Origin of the sequence: Mycobacterium sp. SMC-21 (assembly GCF_045310825.1) — a bacterium.
Classification (GTDB): domain Bacteria; phylum Actinomycetota; class Actinomycetes; order Mycobacteriales; family Mycobacteriaceae; genus Mycobacterium.
The window spans coordinates 62455-81372 of sequence record NZ_JBJIAO010000002.1; the positions used below are offsets into that span (position 1 = coordinate 62455).

Annotated in this window: 16 protein-coding genes and 1 tRNA gene; 9 read left to right on the forward strand and 8 right to left on the reverse strand. The window is 67.0% G+C overall.

Annotation, left to right across the window (positions count from 1 at the left end; all coding sequences use genetic code 11):
- Positions 1-19: 19 nt before the first annotated feature.
- Positions 20-256: a mycoredoxin gene (gene mrx1 / locus ACJH6H_RS02190; protein WP_212806548.1), complete on the reverse strand. Its 237-nt coding sequence runs from the start codon at positions 254-256 to the stop codon at positions 20-22.
- Between the two features lie 83 nt (positions 257-339).
- Between mrx1 and ACJH6H_RS02195 the strand changes: the two genes are divergently transcribed.
- The 3 genes from ACJH6H_RS02195 (at position 340) to ACJH6H_RS02205 (ending at position 3290) form a co-directional block, all read left to right on the forward strand.
- The gene (locus ACJH6H_RS02195; protein WP_318984131.1) at positions 340-2451 is read left to right on the forward strand and encodes an ATP-dependent DNA helicase UvrD2; all 2112 of its coding nucleotides are present in this window, start codon (positions 340-342) and stop codon (positions 2449-2451) included.
- A 162-nt stretch (positions 2452-2613) separates the two neighbouring features.
- Complete coding sequence (locus ACJH6H_RS02200; RefSeq protein ID WP_318984132.1) at positions 2614-2874, forward strand: hypothetical protein; 261 nt, start codon at positions 2614-2616, stop codon at positions 2872-2874.
- A 152-nt stretch (positions 2875-3026) separates the two neighbouring features.
- On the forward strand, positions 3027-3290 hold the full coding sequence (locus ACJH6H_RS02205) for a WhiB family transcriptional regulator (protein ID WP_029105582.1): 264 nt from the start codon (positions 3027-3029) through the stop codon (positions 3288-3290).
- Between the two features lie 123 nt (positions 3291-3413).
- Here ACJH6H_RS02205 and ACJH6H_RS02210 read toward each other — a convergent pair whose 3' ends face one another.
- Genes ACJH6H_RS02210 through ACJH6H_RS02220 form a run of 3 tightly spaced genes read right to left on the reverse strand, consistent with a single transcriptional unit; the run spans position 3414 to position 7088 of the window.
- Positions 3414-4739, reverse strand: a complete 1326-nt coding sequence (locus tag ACJH6H_RS02210; RefSeq protein ID WP_406774154.1) for an ABC1 kinase family protein — start codon at positions 4737-4739, stop codon at positions 3414-3416.
- Between the two features lie 42 nt (positions 4740-4781).
- Positions 4782-5639, reverse strand: a complete 858-nt coding sequence (locus tag ACJH6H_RS02215) for a TOMM precursor leader peptide-binding protein (RefSeq protein ID WP_212806545.1) — start codon at positions 5637-5639, stop codon at positions 4782-4784.
- Between the two features lie 54 nt (positions 5640-5693).
- Positions 5694-7088 carry a zinc-dependent metalloprotease gene (locus ACJH6H_RS02220; RefSeq protein ID WP_212806544.1) on the reverse strand — a complete coding sequence of 465 codons (1395 nt, stop codon included), beginning with the start codon at positions 7086-7088 and terminating at the stop codon, positions 5694-5696.
- A gap of 89 nt (positions 7089-7177) precedes the next feature.
- On the opposite strand from ACJH6H_RS02220, the gene ACJH6H_RS02225 reads away from it, so the two are divergent.
- The 4 genes from ACJH6H_RS02225 (at position 7178) to ACJH6H_RS02240 (ending at position 11977) form a co-directional block, all read left to right on the forward strand.
- Positions 7178-8203 (forward strand): PDZ domain-containing protein, encoded by a 1026-nt coding sequence (locus ACJH6H_RS02225; protein WP_212806543.1) that lies wholly within the window; start codon positions 7178-7180, stop codon positions 8201-8203.
- 90 nt (positions 8204-8293) lie between these two features.
- A complete protein-coding gene (locus ACJH6H_RS02230; RefSeq protein ID WP_212806542.1) occupies positions 8294-11281 on the forward strand; it encodes a UPF0182 family protein in 2988 nt (995 codons plus the stop codon).
- A gap of 144 nt (positions 11282-11425) precedes the next feature.
- Positions 11426-11499: transfer RNA gene (locus tag ACJH6H_RS02235), tRNA-Met, on the forward strand.
- Between the two features lie 121 nt (positions 11500-11620).
- The gene (locus ACJH6H_RS02240) at positions 11621-11977 is read left to right on the forward strand and encodes a cupin domain-containing protein (RefSeq protein ID WP_212806541.1); all 357 of its coding nucleotides are present in this window, start codon (positions 11621-11623) and stop codon (positions 11975-11977) included.
- 63 nt (positions 11978-12040) lie between these two features.
- On the opposite strand, the gene ACJH6H_RS02245 is transcribed toward ACJH6H_RS02240, so the two are convergent.
- Genes ACJH6H_RS02245 through ACJH6H_RS02260 form a run of 4 tightly spaced genes read right to left on the reverse strand, consistent with a single transcriptional unit; the run spans position 12041 to position 17233 of the window.
- Positions 12041-13735 (reverse strand): dipeptide ABC transporter ATP-binding protein, encoded by a 1695-nt coding sequence (locus tag ACJH6H_RS02245; RefSeq protein ID WP_406774155.1) that lies wholly within the window; start codon positions 13733-13735, stop codon positions 12041-12043.
- Positions 13735-14694: an ABC transporter permease gene (locus ACJH6H_RS02250; protein ID WP_212806539.1), complete on the reverse strand. Its 960-nt coding sequence runs from the start codon at positions 14692-14694 to the stop codon at positions 13735-13737. The genes ACJH6H_RS02245 and ACJH6H_RS02250 overlap by 1 nt, the downstream gene beginning before the upstream one ends.
- Positions 14687-15613 carry an ABC transporter permease gene (locus tag ACJH6H_RS02255; RefSeq protein ID WP_406774156.1) on the reverse strand — a complete coding sequence of 309 codons (927 nt, stop codon included), beginning with the start codon at positions 15611-15613 and terminating at the stop codon, positions 14687-14689. The genes ACJH6H_RS02250 and ACJH6H_RS02255 overlap by 8 nt, the downstream gene beginning before the upstream one ends.
- A 3-nt stretch (positions 15614-15616) precedes the next feature.
- Complete coding sequence (locus ACJH6H_RS02260; RefSeq protein ID WP_406774157.1) at positions 15617-17233, reverse strand: ABC transporter substrate-binding protein; 1617 nt, start codon at positions 17231-17233, stop codon at positions 15617-15619.
- A gap of 213 nt (positions 17234-17446) precedes the next feature.
- Here ACJH6H_RS02260 and ACJH6H_RS02265 point away from each other — a divergent pair, with 213 nt between their 5' ends.
- Entirely contained in the window at positions 17447-18415 is a 969-nt protein-coding gene (locus ACJH6H_RS02265) for a DUF4129 domain-containing protein (protein WP_082761805.1), read from the forward strand.
- Positions 18412-18894: a hypothetical protein gene (locus tag ACJH6H_RS02270; RefSeq protein ID WP_061004357.1), complete on the forward strand. Its 483-nt coding sequence runs from the start codon at positions 18412-18414 to the stop codon at positions 18892-18894. Before ACJH6H_RS02265 ends, ACJH6H_RS02270 begins: the two co-directional genes overlap by 4 nt.
- Positions 18895-18918: the final 24 nt, after the last annotated feature.

Sequence of the window (18918 nt, forward strand, 5' to 3'; positions counted from 1 at the left end):
GAAAATCGTGCACAAATCCCTAACTCAGCTTGGCTTTGACGTCCTTGATGCTGGGGTTGGTCAGCGTCGAGCCGTCGGGGAACTTGACCGTCGGAACCACGTGGTTGCCGTTGTTGACCGAACCGACGAACTCGGCGGCCGCCGGGTCCTGCTCGATATCGATCTCGGTGTAGGAGATGCCTTCGGCCTTCAGCGCGGTCTTGAGCCGCTTGCAGTAGCCGCACCAGGTCGTGCTGTACATGATCAGTGCACTCATAACGCACCTCAACGTATCCGATCGTCGCATCATGCCGCCCAGCGGTGCCTCGTGTGTCACACCCGCCTGCCATGATGGAGGCCATGCCAGCCGAGGCCCCGCCGTCCACACTCCTCGAGGACCTCGACGACGAACAGCGTGAGGCCGTCCTCGCGCCGCGCGGCCCGGTGTGCGTGCTGGCCGGTGCCGGCACGGGCAAGACCCGCACCATCACCCGCCGTATCGCGTATCTGGTCGCCGCCGGACACGTCGCGCCGAGTCAGGTGCTGGCCGTGACGTTCACCCAACGCGCCGCCGGTGAGATGCGCGGCCGCCTCCGCAGCCTGGAAAGCGAGATCGACGGAGCACAAGGCACCGGGGCCGTCCAGGCCATGACGTTCCACGCCGCGGCGCTGCGGCAACTGCGGTACTTCTGGCCGCGGGTAGTCGGGGACACCGGCTGGGAGCTGCTCGACAGCAAGTTCGCGGTGGTCGCGCAGGCGGCCAATCGGGCGGGCATTCAGGCCAGTACCGACGACGTGCGCGACTTGGCTGGCGAGATCGAATGGGCCAAGTCGTCCCTCATCAGTCCCGAGCTGTACCCGGAGCAGGTCGCCAAGATCGAGCGGGACATCCCGTTCGACGCCGCCAAGGTCGCCGCGGTGTATGCCGGGTATGAGGGCCTCAAGGCCCGGCGCGACGGATCGGCGCTGCTGGACTTCGACGACCTGCTGTTGCACACCGCCGCCGCCATCGAGAACGACGCCGCCGTCGCCGGCGAATTCCGCGACCGCTACCGCTGCTTCGTCGTCGACGAGTACCAGGACGTCACCCCGCTGCAACAGCGGGTGCTCAACGCCTGGGTGGGGGAGCGCGACGACCTGACGGTGGTCGGTGACGCCAACCAGACCATCTACTCGTTCACCGGCGCCACCCCGCAATACCTCCTCGACTTCTCGCGGCGGTTCCCCGATGCGGCGCTGATCCGGCTGGAGCGCGACTACCGCAGCACGCCGCAGGTGGTGTCGCTGGCCAATCAGGTGATCTCGGCGGCGTCCGGCCGGATGGCCGCCAGCCGGTTGCAGCTCATCGGTCAGCGCGATCCGGGGCCCAAGCCGGTGTTCCGGGAACATCCCGACGAGGTCGCCGAGGCCAACGCGGTCGCCGCCGCCATCAAGAAGCTCATCCAATCCGGAACTGCCCCTTCGGAAATCGCGGTGCTGTACCGCATCAACGCGCAGTCCGAGGTGTACGAGGAGGCGCTCACCGCGGCCGGGGTGGCGTTCCAGGTGCGCGGAGGTGAGGGCTTCTTCAGCCGCCAGGAGATTCGGCAGTCGTTGCTGGCGCTGCAGCGCGCCGCGGGACACCAGGGTGACGTCGCCGGTGTCGAGCTGCCCCAGTTGGTCCGGGATCTGCTGGAACCGCTGGGCCTGACGGCCGAGCCGCCGGCGGGTACCAAGGCCCGGGAACGCTGGGATGCGTTGTTGGCCTTGGTCGAATTGGTCGAGCAGGAAGTCGCGGTGCGTCCCAACCTGGACCTGCAGGGCCTGCTCGTCGAGCTGCGTCAGCGCGCCGATTCGCGGCACCCACCGGTGGTGCAGGGCGTCACGCTGGCGTCGCTGCACGCCGCCAAGGGCCTCGAATGGGATGCGGTGTTCCTGGTCGGTCTGGTCGACGGCACGCTGCCCATCTCGCACGCACTGTCACATGGCGCGGACAGCGAACCGGTCGAAGAGGAGCGCCGCCTCTTCTACGTCGGAATCACCAGGGCCAGAGTGCATTTGACGATTTCGTGGGCGCTAGCCCGGGCCGCCGGCGGGCGGCAGAGCCGCAAGCCCTCGCGGTTCCTCAACGGGCTTACACCGCAGAGCCGCCGGGAACCCCAACAGCCGCAACGTAAACGGGGTCCAGCGCCGCGCTGCCGGGTCTGCAATGCGGCGCTGACGTCGTCGACCGCGATCCTGTTGCGGCGCTGCGAATCGTGCCCGTCGAACCTGGACGAGGAGCTGCTCGGCCGGCTCAAGGAGTGGCGCCTGCGTACCGCGCAGGAGATGAAGGTGCCCGCCTACGTGGTGTTCACCGACAACACCTTGATCGCGATCGCCGAGGCCCTGCCGGCCGACAATGCCGCGCTGGTGGCCATTCCCGGCATCGGTGCGCGCAAGCTGGAGCAATACGGGCCGGATGTGCTGGCATTGGTGAACGCGTCCCGTTAGCCCCACTAAATTGCGCCAAACTTGACGCAAATTGCGCCAAAACTGCTGGTCAAAAAATCGCTTGCCTGATTTTGGTGGTAACGTCTAGCCTCGAAGCCGCAACGAAATCCCGCGAATTCGCACCCCGTGAATCCGCAGTCGACCGCTGAGGAGGTGGCCCCGATGATCAGCTTTGATGCGTCCCGTGGCGCTGTCCTCGCTGTCTCTGGTTCCCGTGCGCCGTTGACCGCTGCCGCCTATGAGGCGGTATCGCGCGTCGGCGCCGGTTGGCATCAGATCGTTGACGTTCCCGCCATTCCCGCTGTCGCTGCAGCCGCCGCTATGCCGGCGGCACGTCTCGCGACGGCTGGACATGTCGCCGACATCCCGCAGCGCAAGCGCAACGCCAAGACCTTCGCGTCCGTGAAGCGAGGCACTACTTAGGTAGCGCCCACAGCAGCCAAAACCTGGCCACGGACCCGAAACCACCGGATCCGTGGCCAATGTTTTTGGGGCACAACCTCAAAACCACCACCTGGTCACCGATCCATCAGACAGATGAGACGCAAGACGACCAGGAAGTAGGTGATGAGGACATGACTAGCCAGACTTGCCGACAAAGGCTGGCGGTGCCATGTCATGTCGGCGACCCCGATATGTGGTTCGCTGACAACCCCACTCAGCTGGAACAGGCCAAGGCGCTGTGCGCCGACTGCCCGATCCGGTTGCAGTGCCTCAACGAGGCGCTGGAACGTGAAGAGCCGTGGGGTGTTTGGGGTGGGGAGATCCTCGAGCGCGGCGCCGTCATCGCACGCAAGCGTCCGCGCGGTCGTCCGCGTAAGGACGTCGTCGCGGCATGACCCCGCGGCCAAACCTCGGGGGGCACCAACCGCGAGCGGCCGTGTTTGTACGCCGACACACCGTGTTTGGCGTGCATTACGCGGCCGCTCGCCGGCGCCGAGCGGCCGCGTAATCGCCGCTGACTACGGCGTGAAGCCCGGAACCAGTTCCGTGGCAATGGCTTTCACGGGAACGTGGGCGTCCAGCTGACAGCAGATCGCCACGGTCGACGCGATCACGCGCAGCGGGATGACCAGATTCCGCGGCATGTCGAGCTGACGGGCCATCTTGATCTGGTTCACGCCGTTGTCCAACTGGCCCGCAGCCATTTTCATGATCCAGCGCCGCGTGTAGTGGAAGACGTCGGTCTGGACCGGCTCGACGTACTGCCGCAGCATGTTGTCGACCTCGAAGATCGGGACCTCTTCGCCCGGCTGGATAAACCCGGCTTCCTCCATCACCGGCAGCAGTTTGTCGTAGTTCTTGTCCCGCGCCAGGCTGATCATCTCGCCGATCGCGGTCGGCAGCCCACCGGGCAGTGGCGCCACCGCGCCGAAGTCGATGACGCCCATGCGACCGTCGGGCAACAGCATGAAGTTCCCGGGGTGGGTGTCCCCGTGCATGATCTCCAGGCGCGCCGGCGCGTCGAATGTCAGCTCCGACAGCCGGGTACCCATCAGATCGCGCTGCTCGACGGTGCCCTCCCGGATGATGACCGACATCGGGATGCCGTCCATCCACTCGGCGATGACGACCTTCGGCGCGCTGGCCACGATCGCCGGCACCTTGAAATGCGGGTGCCCGGCGTAGGCCTTCGCGAACGCCCGCTGGTTGTCGGCCTCCAGCCGGTAGTCCAGCTCCATCTCGGTGCGGTCGATCAGCTCGTCGACGACGCCCTGGACATCGGCGCCGGGCGCCAGCTGCTTGAAGACGCCGACCAGACGCTGGATGGTCTTCAGGTCGGCACGCAGCGCCTCGTCGGCGCCGGGGTACTGGATTTTGACCGCGACCTCGCGGCCGTCGGACCAGACGGCCTTGTGCACCTGGCCGATGCTGGCCGACGCGACCGGGGCGTCATCGAAGGACTGGAAGCGGTCGCGCCACTTGGTACCCAGCTGCGCATCGAGCACGCGGTGCACCTTGGCGGCCGGCAGGGGCGGGGCTTCGCGCTGCAGCTTGGTCAGCGCCTCGCGGTACGGCTTGCCGTACTGCTCGGGAATCGCCGCCTCCATCACCGACAGGGCCTGGCCGACCTTCATCGCCCCGCCCTTGAGTTCACCCAGCACGGTGAACAGCTGGTTGGCCGCCTTGTCCATCAGCTCGGCGGTCACCTCGTCCTTGGACCTGCCCGCCAGGCGCTTGCCCAACCCCAGCGCCGCCCGTCCCGCCATGCCGCCGGCCAGACCGGCGAGCTTCGCGTTGCGTGCCACACTGCCCCGTTTGATATCAGCCACATTCACATCATCCATGACGTTGCTGAGTGCACGGCAGCGACATGGCAACGCGCGTTGTCACGAAAGTCGATCGCACCAGTCACACAGCGGATGACGCGACCACCGGCGCACCACCGTGGTCCGCGAGCCGATGTCGAATTCGAGGGTGGCATCGAGCGTCGGCGGTGGTTCTGCGCGGGCCCCGCCGCCGCGGATCGCGTCGATCACCCGGTCCACCTGGTTGAGCGCCACCGCCGCGGTGGCCAGTACCGTCGCCCGGTCGGCGCTGCCGACGGTGCCCTCCAATTGGGCGGCCAGCACCGGCCACGACGCGTCGCGGTCGCTGCGGTGGAGGTCGGCACAGTTCAGGCAGCTCGTCGCCCCGGGCAGAACGAGGGGACCGATCAGCCCGGTGCCGTCCCGGATCCGCACCGGCAGATGCGGGACCCCGGCACGGTGCAGGTCGCGCACCAGACGGCGGTCGGCGACCAGGAAATCGGACAGCACCACCAGATCGGCGGCGTCCCGCGTGACGGCCACGTGGCCGAATCGGCTGGTGCGCACCCGGGTTCCGGAACAATTCAAGGCGCCGGCCAACAGGTCCGAGAGGGGACCGCTGCCGTGAATGCGTACCGACACCGGTCGCCGGCCGGTATCCGGCGCCGTCTGCAACAGTCCCGCTGAGTTCAGAGCGTCGACCAAGCCGGTCCAGCCGTCGACGTCGGTCAGCCCGGCCGCCAGCGCGAGCGCCTGGCTGCTCTCGGCGTCGACGCCGCTCTGCATGCCGCGCAGCAAGTCCGCCAGGTCACCGACCGTCAACCCGTCCGGAGGCCGAATGCCGATGGCGCGCCGCGGGTCCCAGCCGAGCTGCACCGTCCCGTCGGGCCGCTGCAACACCGGCATGGCCGGGTTCAGGGTCTGACGAGACGTGGTCATGGGCCAACTGTGCCAACAGCACGCCGATTCGGCGAATCAGTTATCCACAGGCACTCAGCCCTCGGCTGGGTCGTCTCCCGCGTCCTCGTCGGCGGACCGCTTGAGGTCCTTCTCCAGATCGGCCAGCGCCTGATCGAGATCCGAGGTGTCGCCGCCGAGCGCCTGGTCGATGAAGGCCGCGGGCTCGTCCAGATCGGCGGCGCTGGGCAGCAGATCGGGGTGTTGCCAGACGGCGTCGCGCTTGTCGGCGCCGACGGCGTCGGTCAGCTTCTCCCACAGGGTGGCGGCCTCGCGCATCTTGCGCGGCCGCAGTTCCAGGCCCACGAGGGTCGCGAAGGTCTGCTCGGCGGGTCCGCCGGTGGCGCGACGACGACGCAGCGTCTCGCTCAGCGCCGACGTGCCGGGCAGCCGCTCACCGAGTGCGGCGGTGACGACGGTCTGCACCCAGCCCTCGATGAGCGCCAGCAGCGTCTCCAGTCGTTCCAGCGCCGCGGCCTGCTCGGGGGTGGCCTTCGGTTCGAACATGCCCTGGCTCAGCAGCTTTTCCATGGCGCCCGGGTCGCCCATCAGCGCCGCCGGGTCCAGGCCGGAGGCCATCTCCTCGAAGCCGCTCATGTCGATCTTCATGCCCTTGGCAAAGGCTTCGACGGCGCTGAGCAGCTGGCTGGCCAGCCACGGCACGTGGCTGAAAAGCCGGTGGTGGGCTGCTTCACGCGCCGCGAGGAATGTCAGCACCTCGCTGCGCGGCTGCTCGAGACCTTCGCCGAACGCCTCGACGGCCTCGGGCATCAGCGCGGCGACACCGGACGGCCCCAGCGGCAGGCCGATGTCGGTGGACGTCAGCACCTCCTTGGACAACGTCCCCAGCGCCTGGCCCAGCTGCGAGCCGAAGGCCATGCCACCCATCTGCGACATCATCGCCAGCAGCGGTCCGGCCATCGCCTTGGCCTCTTCGGGCAACGCCGACACCCACACCGTCGACAGCTGCTCGGCGACCGGGTCGCACAGCCGCTTCCAGGTGTTGAGGGTGTTGTCGAGCCAGTCGCTCGGCGTCCACGCCACGGCGCGGGTGGTGCCGGCCGGCAGGGCGGTGACGCCATCGAGCCAGGTCTCCGCCAGGTGCACGGCGTCGGAGATGGCCGTCGCGGTCTGCTCGGGCACCGGCTTGACGAAGCCGATCGAGTTCGACGCCAGCTTGCGGGCCAGGTCGTAGTTGACCGGGCCGGACTGGGGATTGTTCATCGACGCGCCCGCGCCACTGAACATCGCGCCGAGCTGCGTGAAGATCTGCCCGAGGTCGGGCATGCCGGCGCCGCCGGGACCGCCGAACGCGTTGCCGAACCCGAACGGGTCCGAGGAGCCACCGGAAGAGCCTGGTCCAGGTTCTTTCTTGGACTTGTCGCGGTCGGGGTCTTCGCCGCTGGAGAAGCCGAAAGGCAGGTCAGCCATACCGTCAACGGTACTGCCCGCATCGCCGGCGGGTGGCTTCGCGGGTCATGCTGTCAGCGAACCGAGCCACGAGCTTTACTGTTGGCGGCGTGAACAGGCGGATTTCTACGCTCGTGGTCGCTCTGGTGCCGATCATCGTGTTCGTCGTACTGGTGTCGGTGGTGACCGTGCCCTTCGTCTCGCTGGGTCCCGGCCCGACGTTCGACACGCTCGGCGAGGTCGACGGCAAAAAGGTCGTCGACATCAAGGGCGACGTCAAGGTGCACCCGACCTCCGGACACCTGAACATGACCACGGTGTCGCAGAGCGACGGGCTGACGCTGGGCCAGGCGCTGGCGCTGTGGATGTCGGGCCGCGAGCAGCTGGTGCCGCGCGACCTGGTGTATCCGCCGGACAAGTCCAAGGAGCAGGTCGACAAGGCCAACAACGCCGACTTCAAGAACTCCGAGGAAGACGCCGAGTACGCGGCGTTGAGTTACCTGAAGTACCCGAAGGCGGTGACGGTCCAGGCCGTCGCCGATCCGGGGCCCTCGGCCGGTCAGTTGCGCCCCGGCGATGCCATCGATGCGGTCAACGGCATTCCGGTGGCCACCGTCGAAGAGTTCACCGGACTGCTGAAGAAAACCAAGCCCGGTGACCACGTCGTGCTCGACTACCGGCGCAAGAACGCCGGGATCGGCGTCACGACCATCACGTTGGGCACCAACAAGGACCGTGACTACGGCTACCTCGGTACGACGGTGCTCAACGCGCCGTGGGCGCCGTTCGTCATCGACTTCAACCTCGCCAACATCGGTGGCCCGTCGGCCGGTCTGATGTTCAGCCTCGCCGTCGTCGACAAGCTGACCGACGGAAACCTGAACGGCGGCAAGTTCGTTGCGGGTACCGGCACCATCGGCGACGACGGCAAGGTGGGCCCGATCGGCGGCATCACGCACAAGATGCTGGCGGCCCGCGAGGCCGGCGCGACGGTGTTCATGGTGCCCGCCGAGAACTGCGCCGAAGCGGTCTCGGCCCGCCTGGACGGACTCGGGCTGATCAAGGTCGAGAACCTCAGTGGTGCCGTCGACGCGCTGCACGCGGTGTCCGCTGGTGGCGAACCTCCCCGCTGCTGAACTCGCGATCACCCCTGGTTGCGTAGAGTCGTAGGTCAAGCTGGCCTTTTCAGATTTCATACAGACTTTTCAACAGACTGGAGCTGACGAGTGGGGATGCGGCCTGCGGCGAGGATGCCGAAGCTGACGCGACGAAGCCGAATCCTGGTCGGGATCGCGCTGCTGATCGTCGGTTTGTTGATGGTCGGCCCGCGACTGGTCGACGCCTACGTGGACTGGCTGTGGTTCGGTGAGGTCGGCTTCCGTTCGGTGTTCAGCACCGTCCTGGTGACGCGTCTGGTGGTCTTCCTGGTGGCCGGCGTCTTCATCGGCGCCGTGGCGTTCGGTGGAATGGCACTGGCGTACCGGTCCCGGCCGGTGTTCGTGCCGGCGTCCGGACCCAATGACCCGGTGGCCCGCTACCGCGCCACCGTCCTGTCGCGACTGCGGTTGTTCGCCATCGGTGTCCCGGCGTTCATCGGGCTGCTGGGCGGCTTCGTGGCGCAGACCTACTGGGTGCGGGTGCAGCTGTTCCTGCACGGCGGCTCGTTCGGCATCACCGATCCCGAATTCGGCAAGGATCTGGGCTTCTACGCGTTCGACCTGCCCTTCTACCGGCTGGTGCTCGGCTACCTGTTCGTCGGCGTCTTCCTAATGCTGGTCGGGAACCTGTTGGGCCACTACGTGTTCGGCGGCATCCGCTTGTCGGGCCGCCAGGGCGCGCTCAGCCGCGCGGCGCGCATGCAGCTGGTGTCGCTGGTGGGAATCCTGGTGCTGCTCAAGGCCGTTGCCTACTGGTTCGACCGGTACGAGCTGCTCAGCCACACCCGGGCCGGTAAGCCGTTCACCGGCGCCGGCTACACGGACATCAACGCGGTGCTGCCGGCGAAGCTGATCCTGCTGGCGATCGCGGTGATCTGCGCGGTGGCCGTGTTCTCGGCGCTGGTGCTGCGGGACTTGCGGATTCCGGCGATCGGCTTGGTCCTGCTGCTGCTGAGCTCGGTGATCGTCGGGGCCGGCTGGCCCATGTTGGTCGAGCAGTTCAGCGTCAAACCCAATGCGGCGCAGAAGGAACGCGACTACATCAGTCGCAGTATCACGGCGACGCGCGACGCGTACGGGTTGACCGGCGATTCGGTGACCTACCGTGACTACAGCGGCAACGCGCCCGCCACCGCCGAGCAGGTGGCGGCCGACCGGGCGACGACGTCGAACATCCGCCTGCTCGACCCGACCATCGTCGGGCCGGCCTTCACGCAGTTCCAGCAGGGCAAGAACTTCTACAGCTTCCCGGACCAGCTGTCCATCGACCGTTACAACGGGCCGGACGGCAAGCTGCGCGACTTCGTCGTCGCGGCACGGGAATTGAACCCGGACCGGCTGATCGACAACCAGCGCGACTGGATCAACAAGCACTCGGTCTACACCCACGGCAACGGCTTCATCGCCTCGCCCGCCAACACCGTGCGCGGTATCGCCAATGACCCCAACCAGAACGGCGGCTACCCGGAGTTCCTGGCCAGCGTGGTCGGCGCCAATGGCGCGGCCGTGTCGCCCGGTCCGGCACCGCTGGATCAGCCGCGCATCTACTTCGGTCCGGTGATCGCCAGCGCGCCATCGGATTACGCCATCGTCGGCAAGAACGGCGCCGACCGCGAGTACGACTACGAGACCAACACCGAGACGAAGAACTACACCTACGGCGGTACCGGTGGTGTGGACATCGGCAACTGGCTGGCCCGGTCGGTCTTCGCCGCCAAGTTCGCCGAGCGGAACTTCTTGTTCTCCAGCGTCATCGGGCCGAACAGCAAGATTCTGTTCAACCGTGACCCGGCCCACCGGGTCGAGGCAGTGGCGCCGTGGCTGACCACCGACTCGACGGTCTACCCGGCGATCGTCAACAAGCGCATGGTGTGGATCGTCGACGGCTACACCACCCTGGACAACTACCCGTACTCGGAGCTGACGTCGCTGTCGAGTGCGACCGCCGACTCGAATGAGGTTGCGGTCAACCGGATGTTGCCGGACAAGCAGGTCTCGTACATCCGCAACTCGGTGAAGGCCACCGTCGACGCCTACGACGGCACCGTCACGCTGTACGAGCAGGACGAGCACGACCCGGTGCTGCAGGCGTGGATGAAGGTGTTCCCGGACACCGTGAAGCCGAAGTCGGCCATCAGCAAGGAACTCGCCGAGCACCTGCGCTACCCGGAGGACCTGTTCAAGGTCCAGCGCATGCTGCTGGCCAAGTACCACGTCAACGATCCGGTGACGTTCTTCTCGACATCGGACTTCTGGGACGTGCCGCTCGATCCCAACCCGACGGCCAGCAGCTTCCAGCCGCCGTACTACATCGTCGCGAAAGACCTTGCCACGGGTGGTGATTCGTCGTCGTTCCAGCTGACCACGGCGATGAACCGGTTTCGGCGGGACTTCCTGGCGGCGTACATCAGCGCCAGCTCCGATCCGGCAACGTACGGCAAGATCACCGTGCTGACCATCCCGGGTCAGGTCAACGGTCCCAAGCTGGCGTTCAACGCGATCAGCACCGACACCGCGGTCAGCCAGGATCTCGGCGTCATCGGCCGGGACAACCAGAACCGGATCCGGTGGGGCAATCTCTTGACGCTGCCGGTCGGGCAGGGCGGGTTGCTCTATGTCGCACCGGTTTACGCCTCGCCGGGCGCCAGTGACGCGGCCTCGTCGTACCCGCGACTGATCCGCGTGGCGATGATGTACAACGACAAGGTCGGCTACGGCCCGACGGTCCGTGACGCCCTCAACGGCATCTTCGGGCCCGGCGCCGGTGCCACCGCGACCGGTCCGGCTCCGACCGATGTGCCGGCCGGCACGCCGCCTCCGGCGGCCGTTCCGGGGGCCGTCCAGCCGCCTGCCGCGGGACCGCAGCCCCCGCCGGTCGCGGTGCAGTCACCTGGCGTGCCGCTGACGCTGTCGCCCGCGAAAGCGGCTGCCCTGCAAGACGTCAACGCGGCCCTCGACGGCATGCGTGCGGCCCAGCAGAGCGGCAATTTCGCCCAGTACGGCGCCGCGCTGCAGAAGCTCGACGACGCCATGGCGAGGTACCGCGACGCCAAGTAGTCCGCATGAGTCAGAAACTGCCCAACTCCTTCGGGAGTTGGGCAGTTCTGCATCTGGCGCAGGTTCACCAGGTGGTCCCAAAAACCCTGTCTGACCATACGATTTGGTTCATTCGGCAGCGTTGGGTAACGTTGTATTCACCGACGCGGGGTGGAGCAGCTCGGTAGCTCGCTGGGCTCATAACCCAGAGGTCGCAGGTTCGAATCCTGTCCCCGCTACTAGCGAGAAGGCCCCCGGAGAACTCTCCGGGGGCCTTCTTCATGTCCAGGTGGATCGGGGCGTCGAGCAGGAATGTGGGGTCGTCGGAATAGCGCAACGGGAGCCCTGGTTTTGCATTCCGTGGACTCAGTCGCAGGAGATGCAGCCTGGTTCGGCCCCAACGCCCCCGGGTATGCCTGGAAGTCAGTGGCAGACGTCGACCCGGTCGAAATCTTCCCGGGCATCACAGCCCGGCTGCTGTGGCGGGGCGAAGATGGCGCCAAGGCGGCGGTGACGACCATCGCCCCCGGCGCGGTATGGGGTGACGAAGACCATCACAGTCCAGGGCCAGAGGAAGTGTACGTCGTCTCCGGCGTGTTCAACGACGGCGTAAACGACTATCCCGCAGGGACTTTCCTGCACGCACCGGCGGGATCATGGCACATTCCGCAGTCGGCGTCGGGCTGTGTGTTGTTTCTCTTCTACCCGCAGGGTTAGCCGCGCCCGCAAAGCCGGCAGCTGGGCAATCCCCGAAAGTCACTGCGCCGCACGGCCACAGCATCAGCCGGCGAGCTCGATCGTCCCGCCTGGGATCGCGTCGATCAACATCCGGGTGTAGTCCGACGTCGGGTTCTCGTACACCTGGTCGGTGGGCCCGGAATCCACCACCTCGCCGCGTGACATCACGATCACGTTGTGGGCGATCTCCTTCACCACTGCCAGATCGTGGGTGATGAACAGGTAGCTCAGGCCGAGCTCGTTCTGCAGATCGCGCAGGAGCGTCAGGATCTGTGCCTGCACAAGCACGTCCAACGCCGACACCGCCTCGTCGCACACCACCACCTCGGGGTTGAGCGCGAGGGCACGGGCGATCGCGACGCGCTGCCGCTGCCCGCCGGACAGCTCGTTGGGGAAGCGCTGCATGACCGACTGCGGCAGTGCGACCAGGTCCAGCAGCTCCTTCACGCGAGCGGTGCGGGAGGACTTGTCTCCGATGCCGTGGATGTTCAGCGGCTCGGCGATCGCCCGGTAGATGGAGTACATCGGATCCAGTGACCCGTACGGGTTCTGGAACACCGGCTGTACCCGGCGGCGGAACTCCTTCGCGTCGGCGCCCCGCAGCGATGTGACGTCCTTACCGTCGAAATGCACTGTGCCCGAGGTCGCCTCCAACAGTCCCAGCACCATGCGCGCCACCGTCGACTTTCCCGAGCCGGACTCGCCGACCACCGCGGTGGTCGTCCCGCGTCGCAGCGTGAAACTGACATCGTTCACGGCACGAAAGGTCGAGCCGCCGCGGAACGGGACGGCACCGCGGATCGGGAAGTCTTTGATCAAGTTGGTCGCGACCAGCACGTCCTGAGGGCCCGACGACGCGTGCTGGGTGGTCCCGACCTTGAGCGGCAGCGCCTGGTCGCCCACGAGCTCGCCGTCGGTGCGCCGCGCGGCCAAGGAGGGCGCCGCGCGCACCAGCCGCTTGGTGTACTCGTGGTGGGGGTCCTGCAGGATCTGCAGGGCGGGTCCCGACTCGACCACCCGGCCCTTGTACATGACGACAAGGTGGCTGGCGCGTTCCGCGGCCAGGCCGAGATCGTGCGTGATGAGTAGGACCGCGGTGCCGAGCTCGGTGGTCAACTCCTCGAGATGGTCCAGAATCTGCCGTTGCACCGTCACGTCCAGGGCCGAGGTCGGCTCATCGGCGATCAGCAGCTTCGGCCGGCAGGCGAGCCCGATCGCGATCAGCGCCCGCTGGCGCATGCCGCCCGAGTACTCATGCGGGAACTGATTGACCCGTTTGTCGGCGTCGCGCATGCCGGCCTCGCTGAGCAGCGCGATGGCGCGTTTGCGCGCGTCACCCCGCTTCGCCGCGCCATTGGCCTGCAAGGTTTCGCGGATCTGAAATCCGACGCGCCACACCGGGTTCAGGTTCGTGTTGGGGTCCTGCGGGACCAGACCCACGCCGCTGCCCCGGATCTTCTCGAAGTCGCGGCGCGACGCGGTGGCCAGGTCCTGGCCGTCGAACAGGATCTGACCGCCGGTCACCTTGCCGGTCCCCGGCAACAGTCCGAGCACCGCGGCGGCCGTGGTCGATTTACCCGACCCGGACTCGCCGACGATGGCCACCGTCTGCCCTGGATAGACGGTCAGGCTCACGCCTCGCACCGCCGGCACCGACTTGCCCTGCGCGCGGAAGTCGACCTGCAGGTCGCGGATGTCGAGCAGCGGCGCGGCGCCCTCGTTCGGTGTCTGGGTCATCAGCGGGTCCTCGCCTTCGGGTCCAGCGCGTCGCGCAGCACGTCACCGAGCATCATGAAGGTGAGCACAGTGATCGCCAGCGCCGCCGCCGGGTAGAACAGGATGGGCGTGCCCTCGCGGAGCAATTGCTGCCCGGCCGCGATGTCGATGCCCCACGACACTGCCGTGGACGGTAGTCCGATACCGAGATACGACAGCGTCGCCTCGGTGACGATGAAGATGCCCAGCGAGATGGTGCCGACGACGATCACCGGGCCCAGCGCGTTGGGTATGACGTGGGTGAACAGGGTGCGCACCCGGGACGCGCCCAGCGACCGCGACGCGGTGATGAACTCCTCGTTGCGGACCGCGATCGCGGCCGATCGGGCGATGCGCGCGATCTGCGGCCAGCTGAAGATCGCGAGCACGATCACCACGGTGAACACGGTGCGAGAACTGATCATCTGCATCGTGACCACCGCCGCGAGAATCAGCGGGATACCGAAGAAGACGTCCGACAGCCGCGCGATCACCGAGTCGATCCAGCCGCCGAAGAACCCGGCTACGGCGCCGAGCAGGCCGCCGATCAGGACCACGACGATCGTGGTCAGCACGCCCACCGCCACCGAGGCGCGGGCGCCGTAGATCGTCCGGGTGTAGATGTCGTAGCCCTGCCGGTCGGTCCCGAACCAGTGCGCGGAACTGGGCGGCAGCAGCGACTGCTCGAGCGAACCGTAATGCGGGTCCTGGCTGGTGAACAGTCCCGGGAAGAGCACGACGACCACGATCACGGCCAGCAACACCATCGACACGATGAACTCCGGCTTGGTGCGCAGCTCCAGCCATGCCGACTTCCAGAAGCCGGCGGGATCCACATCGGCGGCGACCGCGTCGATCGCGGCGACGCTGACCACGTCCGGGCCCGCGACGAAACGCTCCTGGCCGGGGTAGCGGGTGGGTTGCGTCTGGGGCTCAGGCATAGCGGATCCTCGGGTCGAGGGCGGCATAGAGCAGGTCGACCACCACGTTGGACGCCAGGTAGATGAGCACGAGCACGGTCACGAAGGACACGACGGTCGACGACTCGCCCCGGATCACCGCCTGATAGATGGTTCCGCCCACTCCCGGAATGTTGAAGATGCCTTCCGTCACGATCGCGCCGCCCATCAGCACACCGAGGTCGGCGCCGAGAAACGTCACCACCGGGATCAGCGAGTTGCGCAGGACGTGCACCAGGATCACCCGCGGGCGGGACAGCCCCTTCGCCGTCGCGGTCCGCACGTAGTCCGCCGAGAGGTTCTGCGCGACCGACGAGCGGGTCAGCCGGACAACGTATGCGAACGACACCGCACCGAGCACGAATCCGGGCAGCAGCAGGTGATAGACGTCGAGATGGCCGCCAACGGTGACGGGCAAGAGCTGCCAGCGCACACCGAACAGGTACTGCGCCGCAAAGCCGATCACGAAGATCGGGACGGCGACGATCAGGAGCGTCACGATCAGGATCGTGGTGTCGAACCACTTGCCCTTGTTCAGACCCGCGAGCACGCCGAACGTCACACCGAACACCGCCTCGACGGCGAGCGCGATGAGCGCGAGATCGACGGTGACGGGGAAGGCCCGTTTCATCACGTCGAACACCGGCTGGCCCGAGAAGGAGGTGCCGAAGTCCAACCGGAACACCCCGCTGATGTAGTGCCAGTACTGCGAGTAGAACGGCTGGTCCAGGTGATACTGCGCACGCAGTGTCGCGATCAGCGCGGGCGACATGGGCTTGCCGCCGCCCAGCGCGGAGATCGGGTCGGCGGGCAGCAGGAAGACGAGCGCGTAGATCAGGAAGGTCGCGCCGAAGAACACGATCACCACCTGCCCGAGCCGGCTCAATCCGTATCTCAGCATCGGTTATCCCTTGGTGTTCTCGGCGACGTCGCCCTTGGTGATCTGGGTGAAATCAGCCAGACCGTTCCAGGTCAGCTGAGCCGTCACGCCCGGTCCGACGCCGCCGGCCGCGATGTAGTCCCAGAGGGGTATCACCGGGAGGTCGTGCATCAGGATCGCCTGGGCCTGATTGACCAGCGCGTACGACTGGTTCGGGTCGAGCGCCCGTTCGGCCTCGATGAGCTTCGCGTCGAACGCCGGTGAACTGTAGACCGGATCGTTGGAGCCCGCGCCGGTCACGAACTGGGGCTGCAGGAACTCGATCATCGACGGGTAGTCGCCCTGCCATCCGCTGCGGAACGCGGTCCGAATGGTCCGCTTGGTGATGGCGTCGCGGACCTGCTTGAACGTCGGCTGCGGAGCGCCGTGCGCGTCGATGCCGAGCGTGTTCTTCAACTGATTCGACAGCGCGTCCACCCACACCTGGTGATCGCCGTCGGAGTTGTACGCGACCTCGAAGGTGCCGGACCACGGGGCGATCGCGTTGGCCTGCGCCCACAGCTGCTTGGCCTTGACCGGATCGAACGTCAGCACCTCGTTGCCCGGGATGTTCGGATCCCAGCCTGGTAGCGACCGGGCGGTGAAGTCCTGCGCCGCACCGCGGGCGCCGCGGAAGATCGCCTTGATGATCTCGGGCCGGTTGATCGCCATCGAAATAGCCGTGCGTCGCAGGCGACCCTCCTCGCCGGTGAAATGCGGCAGGTAATAGGGGATGCCGAGTTGCAGATTCTGGGCGGTCGGTTTGGTCAGCGCCCTGCTGCCGAGCACCTTCTTGTACGTGCCCAGCGCGCTCACCGGCACGGTGTCGAGCACGTCGAGGTTGCCGGACTCGAGGTCGGTGTACGCGGTGTCGAAGCTGCTGTAGAAGATGAAACTCAGGCCACCGTTCTTCGGCTTGTCCGGACCCTTGTAGTTCGGGTTGCGCACGACGTCGAGCTTGACGTTGTGCAGCCAGGCGTCCGGGCTCTTCAGCATGTAGGGGCCGTTCCCGACGGGATGCTCGCCGAACTTGGCGGCGCCTTCGGTGAAGAACACGTCGGGCAACGGCTTGAAGGGCGTGAACCCGAGCCCCAATTTGAAGTCGATGTTGGGGCTCGTGAGGCGCACCGTGAAGGTGTAGTCGTCCAACACCTTCAAGCCCGACATGTCGGTCAGCGGGGAACCCTCGGCGGCGACGGCGTCGTAACCCTCGATCGGTGAGAAGAAGCTCTGCTGCAGCTGCGCATTGATGGTGGCCGCACCGAAATTCCATGCGCGGACGTAGTTTTCGGCGCGCACCGGGGTGCCGTCGGTGAAGGTCCAGTCGCGCTTGAGGTGAACGGTGTAGTGCTGGTTGTCGGTGGTGTCCACGGACGCTGCGTTCGCCAATACCGGCGTGCCGTCGGCGGTGTAACTGTAGAGGCCGGTGAACAACGAGTCGACGATGCGACCACCCATGTTCTCGTTGGTGTTGGTGGGCACCAGACCGTTCTGCGGCTCACCGCCGTTGACGGTGATGATCGCGTCCGGGCCGGTGCCGTAGTTGCCGCGCGCGCCTTCCAAGCTGCATGCCGATGCCGCGAGCAGCACGCCTGACGCCACTGCACACAATGACCTTGCTGCCCATTTCACTTCGGACCTCCGATCGCGGGCCTTCACACTCCCACAGGTCGATTCGGTCGGCCAGGCAGGAACGCCGGGTGTGAGGCCTCGTGTGCGAAAGCGTTCGGATCGGGCAACGAGTCACTGTTCGGCAGTCTCGATGCGGATGACGTGCCACGATAGAGACAGGGCAAACGATCGGGCGGTGTACCGATGAACCGTGGCGACAGGGCGTTGGGGCGTGTGGTCGCGCTGATCGCGATGCTGTTCGTCGTGTCCCTGGCGCTGCGCGGGTACCTGCCCGGCAGCGATCACCCACACTCCGACAAGCCGGCAACCAGCACCGCGAGCCAGGTGGGCATCGACACCGTGCTCGTCGTCTCGGTCCTCATCGTCGCGATCGCCTTCATCGCATCGCTCCGGCGTCCCAGGACGGCCGGCGCGTCGGCGGCCTTCCAGGTGCCGGGATCGTTCGAAGGCAAGCTCAAATGGCAGTCCGTCCGCCGTCTGCTGCTGATCAGCGTCGGCGCCTTCCTGGCCTTGTTCGCGATCCTCCTCGTGTTCTCACATCTGCAGCTGCTGCAACTGCCTGCTCTGCCTTTCCCGGAACCCCCGCAGAACAGAGCGCCGATCAGCGCGGTGCCATCGCCGCCGCCGGCACCGGCACCGACACAGCCGCCGGCAGCGCCGCGGCAACAGGAGTCCAGCGTCTTCGGTTACCTGCTTGCCGCCACCTTGATGATGCTGCTGCTGTGGGCCGTCGGTGGTGCCATGGTCCGCAGGAGCCGGCGCGCTCCCGGCGCACTGCTGCCGGTCGCTGACGGCCCGGAACCGATGGTCGGGGAGTCCACCCCGGAATCCCTCACGCGCGCGGCGGAATTCGGTCTTGCCGAGATCGGCGACCGCAGCCGCGGTCCACGCGAGTCGATCATCGCCTGCTACGCCGCGATGGAGCGGGCTCTGGCGGACGCACCCGGTGCCGCGCCGCAGGACTCGGACACGCCGTCTGAAGTACTCGCCCGGGCCGTCGAACACCATGCGCTGCACGCGGGTAGCGCGACCGAGCTGGTCGCCTTGTTCGCTGAGGCGCGTTTCAGCCCGCACGTCATGACCGAGCACCATCGAGAGATCGCCGCCGGGGCGCTGCTCCGGGTGCTCGACGAGTTGCGGAGCCTGACATGAAAAGGCTTGTGATCGTCGGGGTTACGTTGGTGATAGGAGCCGAACTGCTCGCCCTGCTCCTCGGCGATCGCCGCGCCGTGGGGTGGGTGTCCGCGGTGGCGGCGGTGCTCGTGCTGTTGGCTGTCCGGCGCCGGTTGGTCGACCGCGGACCGAGATTCGTCGAGCCGGCCGTGAACGACGCGGAAGTATCGTTGCGGGACTGGATCGTTCGGACCGAAACGCTGATCCAGTGGTCGGAGACGACGCGCGGCGATTGGGATCATCACCTGCGCCCCACGTTGGCGCGGGAGTTCTTCATGGCCACCGGCCCACAGCAGGCCAGGGACCCGGCCGCGATGCAGGCCACCGGCCGGATGGTGTTCGGGGATCGGTTGTGGCAGTGGGTGGATCCGCACGACGTCCGTCGGTCCAGCCGTGACGAGCCCGGGCCGGGCCGGGCCACGCTCGATGAAATCCTGCACCGATTGGAGCGGCTATGACGACCAGCGAGAAGCCGAAGGCGG

Excerpts from the sequence above, each read along its gene's own strand:
- mrx1 (WP_212806548.1), bottom strand. The coding sequence starts at position 256 with ATGAGTGCACTGATCATGTACAGCACGACCTGGTGCGGCTACTGCAAG.
- ACJH6H_RS02195 (WP_318984131.1), top strand. The coding sequence starts at position 340 with ATGCCAGCCGAGGCCCCGCCGTCCACACTCCTCGAGGACCTCGACGAC.
- ACJH6H_RS02200 (WP_318984132.1), top strand. The coding sequence starts at position 2,614 with ATGATCAGCTTTGATGCGTCCCGTGGCGCTGTCCTCGCTGTCTCTGGT.
- ACJH6H_RS02205 (WP_029105582.1), top strand. The coding sequence starts at position 3,027 with ATGACTAGCCAGACTTGCCGACAAAGGCTGGCGGTGCCATGTCATGTC.
- ACJH6H_RS02210 (WP_406774154.1), bottom strand. The coding sequence starts at position 4,739 with ATGGATGATGTGAATGTGGCTGATATCAAACGGGGCAGTGTGGCACGC.
- ACJH6H_RS02215 (WP_212806545.1), bottom strand. The coding sequence starts at position 5,639 with ATGACCACGTCTCGTCAGACCCTGAACCCGGCCATGCCGGTGTTGCAG.
- ACJH6H_RS02220 (WP_212806544.1), bottom strand. The coding sequence starts at position 7,088 with ATGGCTGACCTGCCTTTCGGCTTCTCCAGCGGCGAAGACCCCGACCGC.
- ACJH6H_RS02245 (WP_406774155.1), bottom strand. The coding sequence starts at position 13,735 with ATGACCCAGACACCGAACGAGGGCGCCGCGCCGCTGCTCGACATCCGC.
- ACJH6H_RS02250 (WP_212806539.1), bottom strand. The coding sequence starts at position 14,694 with ATGCCTGAGCCCCAGACGCAACCCACCCGCTACCCCGGCCAGGAGCGT.
- ACJH6H_RS02255 (WP_406774156.1), bottom strand. The coding sequence starts at position 15,613 with ATGCTGAGATACGGATTGAGCCGGCTCGGGCAGGTGGTGATCGTGTTC.
- ACJH6H_RS02265 (WP_082761805.1), top strand. The coding sequence starts at position 17,447 with ATGAACCGTGGCGACAGGGCGTTGGGGCGTGTGGTCGCGCTGATCGCG.
- ACJH6H_RS02270 (WP_061004357.1), top strand. The coding sequence starts at position 18,412 with ATGAAAAGGCTTGTGATCGTCGGGGTTACGTTGGTGATAGGAGCCGAA.